Genomic DNA, 13,281 nt, shown 5'->3' with positions numbered 1-13,281 from the left:
GCGCGCGTCGTCAGCGCTTGCTTCCGTTGAGCACACCACGACTCTCCTGCAGGTAGCAGGCACCGCACAGCGACTCGTAAGCGACCTCCTCGCCGTCGATGGCGACCTGCGCTCCGTCGAACACGTATTGCTCGCCGATCTTGCGCCCATTGAACACCGCCTTGCGACCACATCGGCAGATCGTCTTCAGTTCCTCGAGACTGTGAGCGATCTCGAGCAGGCGGCGGCTGCCGGGGAACGCGACGGTCTGGAAGTCCGTGCGGATGCCGTAGGCCAGCACCGGGATGCTCTCGAGGATCGCGATCCGCAGGAGGTCGTCGACGTGCGCCTCGGTCAAGAACTGGGCCTCGTCGACGAGAAGGCAGCTGACATCCCTTCCGGCTGCATCCACAACGGCACGCCGATGCTGCTGGAACGTCGCATAGGCGTCCGTCTGAGAAGCAAGCAGGAAGTCGACCTCGCGGGTCACACCGAGCCTCGACAGGATGCCGAGATCGCCCTTCGTGTCGATCTCCGGTTTGGCGAGGAGCACGGCGTGACCGCGCTCCTCGTAGTTGTAGGCCGCCTGAAGCAGCGCAGTGCTCTTGCCCGAGTTCATCGCGCCATAGCGGAAGTAGAGTTTCGCCATTACTGCAGGTATCCGTCCTCGGCGGCTCGCCTGATCAACTCGGCCTTGCGGCTCGCAGGCCGGTTCGCCTTCGCGTACTTCTCTCGCACGCGTCTCAAGTATGTCTTGGCCGTCTCGTATTTCACATTCATGAGTCGTGCCACTTCCGACGTGCTGTGCCCTTCGACATAGAGCTGCAGGGCATCCAGCTCGGCGGGGCTGAGTCGAGGCTTCTGCGGCGCAGCCAAGGACCGCTTCGACCTGGAGCCGTCCGACTGCGATACCCCGAGCCCCATGACGACGCGGGCGACGTCCATGATCTCGGCCATAGGCTGTGCCTTGGAGCAGAAGGAGGACGCGCCGGAGTCGAGGGCACGGGAACGCGCCTCCGAGGTGTCGAGCGCGCTCATGACAATCACCTTCGCCCCGGCGGCGCGGCATGTTCGGATGCGCGCCTCGATCGAGACGGTCTCCTTCAGCTGGAAGTCCATCAACACGAGCGCCGCCGGGAACGCCGGACTGCGCACGAGATCGATCCACGTTCCCACGGAGACGACGAGATCGAAGTCCGGTGCGTGTGCCGCGATCCAGCTGCCGATGCTGTCGAGCAGGAGCTCGTGGTCGTCGAGAAGCGCGAGCCGCACCCTGGACGCATCGTCGGGCAACGAGCCGTCGCCCCCGCTCATCACCGCCACAGGGTATCCGGGTTATACCTCATAGTCGAATGCTACTGTCAGCCGCCCGTCCTGTGTGGTCGCCGAGACCCGCACGAACACCGCGCACAGCACGCTCGTGTAGGGCCGGAGCGCCCGACGCACCGAACGGCTCGCGCCCGTGACCGTCGCGACCACGCGCACCGTGTGCGGCGTGAACCCGGAACGCTGCAGTGTGCCGGCCTCGATGCCGATCGTGACGCCCGACGCGCCGATGACGACGCTCGCACACAACTCGGCGAGGATGGCGGCGCACGCAGCGCGTTGCTCGCCGCGCATCCTGGCAGCCAGATGGAGGGGGTCGGTGACGACCGGAGGCGGCGAGACGTCGCGGACGCGTGCACGCGCACGCTCCCGGTCGACGATCTCGTCGAGCCAGGTGTGTTCCAGCTCTGCGACGAGCGAGCCGCGCACGGTGCGCGCCAGGGAACGTGCCAGCGCGGTCTCGGCCTCGGTGATCGACCCGGCGCGGACGATCGCGGCGAGGAACGGGAGCACATCGCGACCGAGCAGGGTCACCTGCTCCTGTTGCACCGAACGAGCGATGCCCTCGCGCATCTCGCGGTCGCGAGCGAGGGTCGCCCTGGCGGCCGAGCGCTGCCAGGCTTCGACCGCCCGCACGGAGTGCTCGGCGTAGGCGACGCCGGCGAGGCCGAGGCCGAGGATCGGCACGACACCGACGACGATGTACTCCGACACCGGCGCGATGATCGCGAAGTACGGCGCCCCCACCACGGCGCAGCCGGTTGCGATCGTCGCGAAGGCCACCGCGGCGACCGCGATCTGGATAGCGGGTCGATAGGACGCCATCATGGCCAGAATCACCCCGGTCGCGACGGGACCGTAGTCGTCTTGGAAGAGCCTGTTCGACCCGAAGGTGCTGGCCATCTCGAGTCCGAACGAGAAGGCGGCGAGCGCGACAACGAATACTAACAGGCTGCCGCGAAGCGGAGCATGGGATGGTGCCGCGCCGGCGAGGAACACGATGAACGCCCCGGCCATGGTGAACACGGCGAGCACGGCGAGATCGACGTGCACAAGCTGATCGCCGTGGCTCGCAGTCGCGATGGCCGCATACCCGACGACGAAGACACTCGCGACCGGCAGGAGCGGCCAGCCGGAGAGCGTGCCGAGCGGATCCATTCGTTGCCGGGTGCGCGGCCGTCTCCGTTCGACGAAAGCCGGCCACGCCGAGCCCAGCGGCGCCGGATCCTCGGCGAATACCGCGGATTCCGACCGTCTCACGACCCGATCCGATCCGGCGCATCCGAGTGGTCGCCCGACCTCGACGCGGCAGGATCGATCGGCACGACGATCATGACCGATGTCCCGACTCCAGGCCGGGACCAGATCTCGACGGAACCGCCGACCGCAGCGATCCGATGCTGAACGGAATGGCGCAGCCCGAGGCGTTCCTGAGCCGCTTCTGCGAGGATGAAACCACGACCGGCGTCGACGACGAGCACCACGACGTCCTCCCTCGCCCGGCCGATCGACACCTCGGCCTCATGCGCGCCCGCATGACGGATCACGTTCACGAGGCACTGTCGCACCGCTTGGCCGAGGGCGACCGACTGCTCGGTGGCGAGCAACCCGACGGAGCGACGGTCGCCCGTGACCTCGACGACGAGGCCACGGTCGCGCACCTCCTCGATCGCTGCGAACAGCTCACTCGTCGTCCACGGATCCGACATGCCGCCACCGACGACGCTTCCGGGCGCGCTCCTGTCGGAGGCCTCCTCGTCCACCGCGACCGAGTTGTGCGAGATGAGCCAGTCCTGGCCGACGAGCGATTCGAGATCGCCTTCGACCGCACGGCGTAGCCGGGGATCGAGTCTACCGGGCGGCGCCTCTGCAAGCGCGATCAGATGGCTGAGCGTCGTGTCGTGCAGATGAGCCGCCGCACGCAGCTCCAGCTCATGTCGAAGCGTGAGCACACGATCCTCGCACGCGGCGCGATGGACGACGGGCTGCGCAATCCGCGCGGAACGTCTATTCAGGCCGTCGAACAGCAGCACCCCGACGAGCACGGCATAGGTGCAGAGCGTGACGACATCGGGCTTGAACGGAATGCCGGTCGCCCACGCCGCCACCGCGACCGCGACCTCGCCGATCACGAGCCCCGCCGAGGCCCAGAGCACGCCGATCAGGGCTCCCGATCCTGCTCCTCCGACCACGACGAGCGCCATCTTCGGCAGCGCGACGATGAACATGTCCGTGGTGGGGAACACATGCCGCTGACCGAGGATCGTCGTGGTGTAGACGAAGGTGCACACGCCGCCGACGGCGAGATAGAGCACCGAGAACAGCACGGTCCGGCGTCGCGTGAGCATCACGAGGAGCCCCGCCATGGGAAGAAGCGCCGGCACCGTGGCCCAGAGCCCGCCGAGAGAGCTCGCGATCGACAGAGAGATCACCGTCGCGAGCGCGCCGCCAAGGCACGCGAGCCCGAACCAATGGGCCGCTCGCGCAAGAGCATGACCCATCGACGACTCGGCCAGATGGCTTGGCAATCCGAGTGACAAGACTTACCCCCTGCGGGGAATTATGCCACCGGCACGGCGGGCTTGTCCTCCGGTCCTCGAAACTGTCTCCCTGCCGCAGCGGGCCTCGCATCGCGGTCAGAAAAGCGTCGGAGCCTCCGTCGACCGATGGGCGACTCCCCCCGAGCCCGGCGACGCGCGACCGCGTCGTTCGAGGCCGCTCGACCGGATGAGCGGCTTGATACGTGCGGCAAGCCACCTGCGGTACCCCTTCGGCGCATATGCGCCGTGGCCATAGAGCTGCTCGTAGCGCGGCACCAGCTCCGGGTGCTCGGAGGCCAGCCATTGCATGAACCATTCTCGAACGCCCGACCGCAGGTGGAGAGCGGTGTAGAGGACGGATGTCGCCCCGGCGGCCTTCGCCTGGCGAAGCGCCTCGTCGAGGTGCTGTCTCGTATCGGTCAGGAACGGCAGGATCGGCATCAGGAAGATCGTGCAGTCGAGTCCAGCATCGCGCACAGCCGTCACCGTCGCGAGTCGGGCTCTCGTGGTCGGGGTTCCCGGTTCGACCGACTGCTGCAGGTCATCGTCGTAGATAGCGATCGACAGAGCGAGGTCGACGGGAACGCGTGTCGCGGCATCCGCGATCTGTTCGAGGTCTCTGCGCAACAGGGTTCCCTTGGTGAGGATGCTGAAGGGGGTGCCGCTGTCTGTGAGCGCCTCGACGATCCCGGGCATGAGCCTGTAGCGGCCTTCGGCACGCTGGTAGGGGTCGGTGTTGGTTCCGAGAGCGACCGGATGCCGTTTCCAGCTTGGCTTGCCCAACTCGTTCCGCAACACCTCGGCCACGTTGACCTTCACGACGATCTGCCGGTCGAAGTCCTCGCCTGTATTGAGATCGAGGTAGCTATGGGTCGGGCGCGCGAAACAGTAGACGCAGGCATGACTGCAGCCGCGGTAGGGGTTGATCGTCCAGCCGAACGGCATCGAACTCTGGCCTGGCACCTTGTTGAGTGCCGACTTGGCGAGCACCTCGTGGAAGGTCATCCCGGCGAACTCCGGGGTTTGTACCGAACGAACGAGGTTGTTCAGGCGAGCCAACCCCGGCAGGGTCGACGGTTGGTCGACATCGAGTTCTTGGGCGCTCCATCTCATGATTAGATTCGAACATAGTTTCTATGTATCTGTCTAGGTGAAGTAGGCTTGTGTCGTGGCCGAATCTGCCCATCCGATTGGTGGTGTTGACTATCCGCGGACGTTTCAGGAGTTGCGTGAGTGGTTCCCGGATGATGCGGCGTACCTGGCGTATCTGGCGCGGTTGCGGTGGCCGTATGGGTTCGTCTGATGCAGGAGTCTTGAGCCCGGCGAAATGGCAATGTCAACCTGCGATCCCGGACGCGGCAAGATCAGCCTTCTGTCGTCGCCGAACCATCTCCAGAGATGATGCGCAACGCGGGAGTCAACTCGAGGGATAAGCGAGTTCTTTCCCGGCCACGAGCGCGCTACTCAAGAAGGAGCATCGTCGATTGTCCCTCGAGAGTGATAGCAAAGGACCATCCCCGCTGAGGACGGCAATTGTTCCATATCCAGCGCCTCACCCACTCAGTGCCTGTTCCGCCGGTCAAGCACACGAGTTTTCCGATACCGCGAAGCTCGTCGGGTGGCGTTATCGTGATCTCGCTCAGGTACGCTTCTGCGCCATTGCGCGGAGGTAACCCCGCTGACGAAATGCCTTTGAGCCGAGCCTGCTCGAGGTAGAGCGATAGATCCCGCTCGTACTCCTGATCGAACGCCCGTGTCGCGTCTGAGCAGACCGCGGTGGCGGTGATTTCGATTCTCGATTCGGTAAATTCCGCGGTGACGACCGCCTCGATACTGGAGGCGGTCGTCACCATGATGCTTGAGCTCACACCGAACCTATGGAGCTATGGCCTGGACTTGATCGATTTTGGTCGTGCCTGCCTTGTAGAGTGTCGCGATACTGGTGACGTACTAGGTGGTGGACATTGTCCCGGCTACCGTCGGCAGCGTCCCGTACGTAGTGATTCCAAGTGAGGGTCCTAGCTGCCAAGCGCCGGAGCTCGGGCCTACACGCCATATCACATTGAGATTGTTCAGTGTGCCGTTGTACGGGACGCCCGTCGCGTTGACGTCAATCGACCAGGAACGGTACGTGGGCCCGCACGGGCAGGTTACATTCGTCGACTGTGTGCTGTTCCTGATATAGATGCCGTATGCGGTGCCCATCGGCGTGACCGTGTCCTGATCGGGAGTTGGCATTCGACCACCGATCCCAAGGCAATAGTCTCGGACCGCGGCAACAGCACGCGCCAGTTCCAGTCCAGCCACTTCGGTGCCATCTTGACGGGCCAAATTGAGCGATTCCTCGCCGCACACATGGATGACGTCGGGGCTGGTCGCAGGCTTGCCTGGATCAGCCACGGCCGGGGCGGCGCTCAATCCGATGAAGAGTACGGCACCGATCACCGCAGTCACGAGTGCCGCTGGCCGTTGCCGCCATCCAAAGCGCGTGTTCGGGCTGGAGGCACTCCGTAGGGGCATCGCTGTCTCCATTTCGCCAGAGTCACTCAGAACTCCGAATTGACATAGAGGTTCGCGCGCCCCGCCAGGGTCTGTCAAGAGAGCAGATGGTAATGAGCATTGCTCATGGGTTCGCGTGGTCTCCCCAAGTGGCAACCGAGCAATTCACCCTCGTTCGTGATGGTTACGGTCGGCACTCGACTCAGCTACAAACTACCGGTCCCGCAATGTCTCGGCTCCACCTCACCTAGACAGCTACCCAGAACATAGTTTCGAATGTTGAGCAAGATCTCCTCCCGGAATGCTGGGTCTCTACCGTGTTCGCCACTTTGTGCGTTCTGCGCCACCCGAGGTGGCGCAGAACGCACAAAGTGGCACGCAGGATCTCAGCTAACCCCGTCGAGGGACACCGAAGCGGCGTACGGGGGTAGGCGCCGGGCAGCGGCGGCCAACATCTTAGGCGGGGATACCGAGGACAGCGGCGGTCGCGGCGAGCGACGCAGCCGCCTCATGAGGGTCGTCGGAGAGCCGGCGGCCATAGCTGGGGATCATCTCGCGGATCTTGGGCTCCCACGCCGTCATCTGGCCTGGGAAGCATCGTGCGAGCAGGTCGAGCATGATCGACGCCGCTGTCGAGGCGCCCGGCGATGCGCCGAGCAGCCCGGCGATCGATCCGTCCTCTGCCGCGATGACCTCCGTGCCGAACTGCAGCACCCCGCCTTGTTTCGGGTCCTTCTTCATCACCTGAACCCGCTGGCCCGCTGTGATGAGCTCCCAGTCCTTCATCGTGGCGGTAGGCATGAACTCCTGAAGCGCCTTGAGTTTCTTCGCGCGGCTGGCGAGCAGCTCACCCACGAGGTACTTGACGAGGTCGAAGTTGTGCCAGGCCACCGCCAGCATGGGGCCGAGGTTGTGTACACGTACCGAGAACGGCAGATCAAGCCAGGTGCTCGTCTTGAGGAATTTCGGAGTGAAGCCCGCGTACGGCCCGAACATCAACGACCTCTCGCCGTCGACGACGCGAGTGTCGAGGTGCGGAACCGACATCGGGGGCGCACCGACCGCCGCCTTGCCGTAGACCTTGGCCTGGTGCTGCGCCACGACCTTCGGATTGGTGGTGCGCAGGAACTGGCCCGAGATCGGGAACCCGCCGAAACCCTTGACCTCGGGGATTCCGGAGTGCTGCAGCAGAGCGAGCGCGCCTCCACCCGCGCCGACGAAGACGAAGCGGGCATTGACGACCTTGGGCGTGCGGCCGACCGTGTGGCGGAGCTTGATGCGCCACGTGCCGTCTGGGAGCTTCTTGAGGCCGGTGACGTGATGGTTCACGTGCACCTCGCCGCCGCGCGCGACCAGGTCGTCGAGCAGGTACCCAGTGAGCGCCCCGAAGTCGACGTCGGTTCCCGCCTCGATGCGCGTCGCCGCGATCTTCTGCTTCTTCGGACGTTTGAGGGTGATGAGCGGAGTCCACTCGCCGACCTTGCCTGCGTCCTCGGAGAACTCGATCCCGTGGAAGAGCGGCTGATCCTTCAATGCCTCGTAGCGCCTGCGCAGATATCCGATGTTCGCCTCGCCATGCACGAAGGTCATGTGGGGCGTCGCGTTGATGAAGTTGTGGGGCTCCGGCAGGGCGCCGGCCCCGATGAGATACGACCAGAGCTGGCGACTCACCTGGAACTGCTCGTTGATGCTCACGGCCTTGGCAGCATCGACACCGCCATCGGCGGCCTCGGGCATGTAGTTGAGTTCGCAGAGGGCTGCGTGGCCCGTGCCGGCATTGTTCCACGGGTTGGAACTCTCCTGTGCCACCGCACCGAGGCGCTCGTATACACGGATCGACCAATCGGGTTGCAGCTGCTTGATCAGCGTTCCGAGAGTGGCGCTCATGATGCCGCCGCCGATCAGGACGACATCGACGGGTGCCTCAGAATTCACGGTTCTCAGTCTACCGGCGCTCGGAGTCCGCTTCGCGCACGACCGCTGCGGCCCTCCAAACGCTGACATCCTCCTGCCGTTGGTCCCGCCGACCGCTACGGCCCTCTGATCACACGACGCGCAGAAGGGTGATGAGCGGGACAACGCGGGGTTGGGGTGGGAACCCGGGGGACGGGGACTGAAGAGAAAGGTTCGGGGCAGCAAAACGAGCGGTGCCATATCCTGGCCGCAGGGACGAAACACACCTGGGGGAGACCACGCACGTGAGCAACAGTTCGGAACGCCGTGTCGCCGTGATCATAGAGGACGACGTCGACATCAGGTGCTTGCTCGAGACCGTGCTCGAGCAGGCAGGCTTCGACACCGTCTCGGCCGGCAACGGTCTCGATGGCGTGGAAGCCGTGCGCATGCACGACCCGCTGGTCACGACGCTCGACGTGAGCATGCCCGGTATCGACGGATTCGAAGCGGCCAAGCGTATCCGCGCGTTCAGCTCGACCTACATCGTCATGCTCACCGCGCGGAGCGATGAGATCGACATCCTGCAGGGGCTCGACTCGGGCGCGGACGACTACGTGACCAAGCCGTTTCGGCCCCGCGAGTTGCGCGCCCGCGTCGAAGCGATGCTGCGGCGTCCACGCTCGGGCCCAGCGTCTCCGACGCACGAAGGGGCGCTCGGCGGACTGTCCGGAGAAGACGGCGGCAAGCCCTTCCCCGCATCGGTGTCTGCGACGAACGATGCAGCGTATCCCGACACCGGCGGCCCCCGCTCGGACTGGCTCAGGCATCGAGGGCTGTCCCTGCAGCCCGAAATGCGACTCGTGCGCCTCGGAGGCATCGACATCCTGCTCACCCGCAGCGAGTTCGACCTGCTGCATGCGCTTCTCGAATCGGGTCAGCGCGTCAGGAGCAAGGCCGATCTCGCGCTCATGCTGCGCGGAGAAAGCTATGCCACGTCGCACTGCGTGAGCGACGCAGACAAGCGCGCGATCGAGGTGCACGTGGCCAATCTGCGACGCAAGCTCGGCGAGGACCCCACGACACCACGATGGATCGAGACCGTGCGCGGCGTCGGCTACCGGCTGACGGCACCCGAGAAGACCTAGCCGACGGAGAGCGGGAACGACGCAGCCGATCGTGGCCCGGTAGGTGGGGAGCGCATGACGCCGGCGATGAAGTCATTCGCATACGCTTCAAGTTCGGGAGCGAGAAGCGGCTGTGATCGGATGTAGCGTCTGTCCTGCTGAGCCGACGATGTTGGCGTCTCGGCCGAGCGGGTGTGTGAGAAACATGCGTTCTCTCCTTCCCGACCATGATCGGGTGCATCGATTCCTCGCTGCAAGTGTCAAGTCTGACGCGGCAAGCTCTGAACCGGCACGAGAATGCTGCAGGATCGACTCAGGATTCCCTCAAGATTCAGGGCACGGTGTCGCGATCCGCCTCTCTTCGCCGATCGTGGCTTGGCGACCATCGAAGCTCAACCGCCTGATCGCGGCAGCGGCCGCCCAGGACTCCGAGACGGTCACATCGACGAGCACGCGGCCCCCGGCCGCTGCCGCAGTTGCCGACACCTTGCGGGCCGTGACGACGAGGTCGTCGAATCCGTGACCGAGGTAGTCCGACAACGCGATGCCGATGCTCACCGTCGGACGCAACCCGATCACCCTGTCGGATGGCGTCTCGAGGAGTCCTTCCTGGATGGTCTCCGCTGCAGAGCGTGCCGCTGCGGCATCGATCGCGGGCACGGCGACGAGCAGCCGGCTCGGTCCGTCAGCCCCGATGATGGAATGCGGCGAAGCGAACCGACGGGTGAGCGCTATGAGGTTCTGCGCGAACGACTCGCCGATGACCGCGCCGAAGGCCACATTGACCTCCCCGATGTCGTCGAGGGCCACATGCATCATCGCGAGCTGCTCGTCGTGATACCCCGCGCGTTCCAGCCAGTCGGTCAGAACGCGGCGATAGGACTCGGCTTCGAGCACACCGTCGGCCGTGTAGGCGAACACGGCTCCACGACCCCGCGCCCGGAACCGGATGCCACGACACGAGAACCGCGAAGGCGCTCACGACGATGGTGATGGCTATGCCCAGAAAGAACAGGAAGGAGTCGACGCGGCCTGGTTCGAAGAACTGGGTGACCGCGAGCACCGCGAGGACGACGACTCCGAAGAGCATTTGCGACAGCGCCACCGAGCGGTCGAGAGCCGACGAGCCGACCGGCTTGTCGACGGATGCGCGTATGACATCGAGGATAACGCCCGGGTACCCTCGCGAGCAGGCCGTGTCCCGACCCGACAGGGAACGAGCCGAGCATGTCCCCGCCCCGTGGCGGGCGAAGGCCTCGATCCTGCGAAAGCAACGAGTCGACGGCGGAGCCTTCGAGCGAATGCTGACGCGTATGGCAGCACTTGTCAGTGCAGGAGGCCGAACGACGTCCTAGAGTCGCGCCGCCACCAGCTCGGCGATCTGCACGGCGTTGAGCGCAGCGCCCTTGCGCAGATTGTCGTTGCTGATGAAGAGAGCGAGGCCGCGTCCGTCGGGAACACCGGGATCCTGACGGATGCGCCCGACAAAGCTCGGATCCTTGCCCGCTGCCTCAAGCGGTGTCGGAACGTCCGTGAGCACGACGCCTGGGGCGTCCGCGAGCAACGACTTCGCCTTCTCGACGGAGAGGGGATTGGCGAACTCCGCGTTGATCGAGAGCGAGTGACCTGTGAACACGGGCACACGCACGCAGGTGCCGCTCACGAGCAGTCCCGGCAGCTCGAGAATCTTGCGGCTCTCGTTGCGGAGCTTCTTCTCCTCATCGGTCTCGAAGTCGCCGTCGTCGACGATGGAGCCCGCAAGCGGAATGACATCGAAGGCGATCGGTCGCACGTACTTGACGGGCGCGGGCAGATCGACGGCGCCGCCATCGTGCACCAGACCGATCACCTCGCCTTCCATTGCGGCCCGCACCTGGCTCTCGAGCTCCTCGACACCGGCGAGCCCGCTGCCGGACACGGCCTGGTAGGTGCTGACGACGAGCCGCTCGAGACCGGCCTCCTCGTGCAGCACCTTGAGCACGGGCATGGCCGCCATCGTGGTGCAGTTCGGGTTGGCGATGATGCCCTTCCTGGCCTCCGCGATCGCATGCGGGTTCACCTCGCTCACGACGAGCGGAACCTCAGGGTCCATCCGCCACCCGGACGAGTTGTCGACGACAATGACTCCGGCAGCCGCGAAGCGCGGAGCCTGCTCCTTGGAGAGCGTCGCACCGGCGGAGAAGATCGCGATATCGAGGCCGGTGGGGTCGGCGATCGCAGCATCCTCGACGACGACATCCTCGCCGCGCCACGGCAGGGTCGTGCCGGCCGAGCGCGCCGACGCGAAGTAGCGGATCTGCGCCACAGGAAAATCGCGCTCCTCCAGGAGCTGGCGCACGACTGCTCCGACCTGACCGGTTGCGCCGACGACGCCGACGTTGATGCCCTGGCTGCTGCTCACTTCTGTGTCCTCACTTCGTGCTGTATTTGGCGCTCATCCCGACTCAGGCAATTTTCGCAGAGACGGCCCGAAACGGGCCGAATCCACGAACTCTGGCAGGAATTGACGGGTTATGAACGGAAGTCGTCGTTGCTGTGCGTCGTCAGGCGCGCGGCGGTGCTGGAAGGGCGGATGTCGCGAAGCGCGCCAGCCGCCGCACAGCGTCTAGCGACCGGTTCCCGCGTGCACGACGGCGTCTTCGTCTCCATCGAGGCCGAAGGCCGAGTGCACGGCGCGAAGCGCATCGGCGAGCGTGTCGGCACGGGTGACGACCGAGATGCGGATCTCGCTCGTCGAAATCATCTCGATGTTGATGCCTGCCTGGTAGAGCGCCTCGAAGAGTTTGGCCGAGACACCGGTGTTCGTGCGCATCCCCGCACCGACGAGGGCCAGTTTGCCGATCTGGTCGTCGTATTGCAGGCTCTTGAATCCCACGTTGCTCTGCTCGTTGGTGAGAGCGGTGAGAGCGGCCTGTCCGTCGGACTTGGGAACGGTGAAAGAGATGTCGGTGAGCCCGGCCGCCGATGACACGTTCTGCACGATCATGTCGACATTGGCATTTGTCTTCGCGACGATCTTGAAGATGTAGGCCGCTTTGCCCGGGATGTCCGGCACGCCGACGACCGTGATCTTCGCCTCGCTCATATCGGTCGCGACTCCTGCGATGATCGGCTCTTCCACGGTTTCTCCCTCGGCTGGGTTGTAGACGATGGTGCCCTCGTTGTTGTTGAACGAGGAGCGCACGTGCAGGGTCACACCATGACGGCGAGCATATTCCACAGCACGAATATAGAGGACTTTGGCGCCAGCCGCCGCAAGCTCGAGCATTTCCTCGCTCGTGATGCGGTCGATCTTCCTGGCCTTCTGCACGACACGAGGATCGGCCGTGAACACACCGTCGACATCGGTGTAGATCTCGCAGATGTCGGCCTCCAGTGCCGCGGCGAGAGCCACCGCGGTCGTGTCGGAACCACCGCGACCGAGGGTCGTGATGTCTTTGGTGTCGCGGTTGAAGCCTTGGAAGCCCGCGACGATGACGATGGCACCCTCGTCGACCGCCGAACGCAGGCGAACGGGGGTGACATCGACGATGCGGGCCGCGCCATGGCGGGCGTCCGTGATCATGCCCGCCTGACTGCCGGTGAAGGAGCGCGCATCGTAGCCGAGGCTCTTGATGGCCATTGCGAGCAACGCCATCGAGATGCGCTCGCCCGCGGTGAGCAGCATGTCGAGCTCCCGCGGCTCGGGGAGAGGCGCGACTTCGTGCGCGAGGTCGAGCAGCTCGTCGGTGGTGTCGCCCATCGCCGAAACGGCGACGACGACGTCGTTGCCGGCTTTGCGCGTCTCGACGATCCGCTTGGCGACGCGTTTGATGCCCTCCGCGTCGGCAACGGACGATCCGCCGAACTTCTGCACGATCAAGCTCACGTGGTTCTCCTGATGGGAAAGCGACAACTGCCCGAAAGTCCATCATAAT

General features: G+C 65.0%; 11 protein-coding genes and 1 pseudogene. 2 read left to right on the top strand and 10 right to left on the bottom strand.

Annotated features, from left to right (window positions below):
- Positions 1-10: 10 nt before the first annotated feature.
- The 5 genes from ACFQB0_RS00800 to ACFQB0_RS00780 all read right to left on the bottom strand — a co-directional run bounded on the left by ACFQB0_RS00800 (position 11) and on the right by ACFQB0_RS00780 (position 4,958).
- Positions 11-628, bottom strand: a complete 618-nt coding sequence (locus tag ACFQB0_RS00800) for a thymidine kinase (RefSeq protein ID WP_386726343.1) — start codon at positions 626-628, stop codon at positions 11-13.
- Positions 628-1,293, bottom strand: a complete 666-nt coding sequence (locus ACFQB0_RS00795) for a helix-turn-helix transcriptional regulator (RefSeq protein WP_386729574.1) — start codon at positions 1,291-1,293, stop codon at positions 628-630. The genes ACFQB0_RS00800 and ACFQB0_RS00795 overlap by 1 nt, the downstream gene beginning before the upstream one ends.
- A gap of 21 nt (positions 1,294-1,314) precedes the next feature.
- Entirely contained in the window at positions 1,315-2,565 is a 1,251-nt protein-coding gene (locus ACFQB0_RS00790) for a hypothetical protein (RefSeq protein ID WP_386726340.1), read from the bottom strand.
- The gene (locus tag ACFQB0_RS00785) at positions 2,562-3,833 is read right to left on the bottom strand and encodes a sensor histidine kinase (protein WP_386726339.1); all 1,272 of its coding nucleotides are present in this window, start codon (positions 3,831-3,833) and stop codon (positions 2,562-2,564) included. The genes ACFQB0_RS00790 and ACFQB0_RS00785 overlap by 4 nt, the downstream gene beginning before the upstream one ends.
- Positions 3,834-3,941: 108 nt before the next feature.
- Positions 3,942-4,958, bottom strand: a complete 1,017-nt coding sequence (locus ACFQB0_RS00780) for an Rv2578c family radical SAM protein (protein WP_386726336.1) — start codon at positions 4,956-4,958, stop codon at positions 3,942-3,944.
- 76 nt (positions 4,959-5,034) lie between these two features.
- On the opposite strand from ACFQB0_RS00780, the pseudogene ACFQB0_RS00775 reads away from it, so the two are divergent.
- Positions 5,035-5,142, top strand: a pseudogene (locus tag ACFQB0_RS00775) (IS1595 family transposase); the annotation flags it as partial.
- Positions 5,143-5,305: 163 nt separating this feature from the next.
- On the opposite strand, the gene ACFQB0_RS00770 reads toward ACFQB0_RS00775, so the two are convergent.
- Positions 5,306-5,713 carry a hypothetical protein gene (locus ACFQB0_RS00770; protein WP_386726333.1) on the bottom strand — a complete coding sequence of 136 codons (408 nt, stop codon included), beginning with the start codon at positions 5,711-5,713 and terminating at the stop codon, positions 5,306-5,308.
- Between the two features lie 1,087 nt (positions 5,714-6,800).
- Positions 6,801-8,348 (bottom strand): malate:quinone oxidoreductase, encoded by a 1,548-nt coding sequence (locus tag ACFQB0_RS00765; protein WP_386726330.1) that lies wholly within the window; start codon positions 8,346-8,348, stop codon positions 6,801-6,803.
- 194 nt (positions 8,349-8,542) lie between these two features.
- On the opposite strand from ACFQB0_RS00765, the gene ACFQB0_RS00760 reads away from it, so the two are divergent.
- Positions 8,543-9,385 (top strand): response regulator transcription factor, encoded by an 843-nt coding sequence (locus ACFQB0_RS00760; RefSeq protein WP_386726327.1) that lies wholly within the window; start codon positions 8,543-8,545, stop codon positions 9,383-9,385.
- A 303-nt stretch (positions 9,386-9,688) separates the two neighbouring features.
- Here ACFQB0_RS00760 and ACFQB0_RS00755 read toward each other — a convergent pair whose 3' ends face one another.
- The 3 genes from ACFQB0_RS00755 to ACFQB0_RS00745 form a co-directional block, all read right to left on the bottom strand.
- Positions 9,689-10,285 (bottom strand): diguanylate cyclase domain-containing protein, encoded by a 597-nt coding sequence (locus ACFQB0_RS00755; RefSeq protein ID WP_386726325.1) that lies wholly within the window; start codon positions 10,283-10,285, stop codon positions 9,689-9,691.
- Between the two features lie 430 nt (positions 10,286-10,715).
- Positions 10,716-11,765, bottom strand: a complete 1,050-nt coding sequence (locus ACFQB0_RS00750) for an aspartate-semialdehyde dehydrogenase (RefSeq protein ID WP_386726321.1) — start codon at positions 11,763-11,765, stop codon at positions 10,716-10,718.
- Positions 11,766-11,969: 204 nt separating this feature from the next.
- Positions 11,970-13,232 (bottom strand): aspartate kinase, encoded by a 1,263-nt coding sequence (locus tag ACFQB0_RS00745; protein WP_386726318.1) that lies wholly within the window; start codon positions 13,230-13,232, stop codon positions 11,970-11,972.
- Between the last annotated feature and the right edge of the window lie 49 nt (positions 13,233-13,281).

Source organism: Luethyella okanaganae, assembly GCF_042660285.1.
In the GTDB taxonomy this organism is placed as follows: Bacteria; Actinomycetota; Actinomycetes; order Actinomycetales; family Microbacteriaceae; genus Luethyella; species Luethyella okanaganae.
This window is presented reverse-complemented; position numbering and strand designations above follow the sequence as displayed.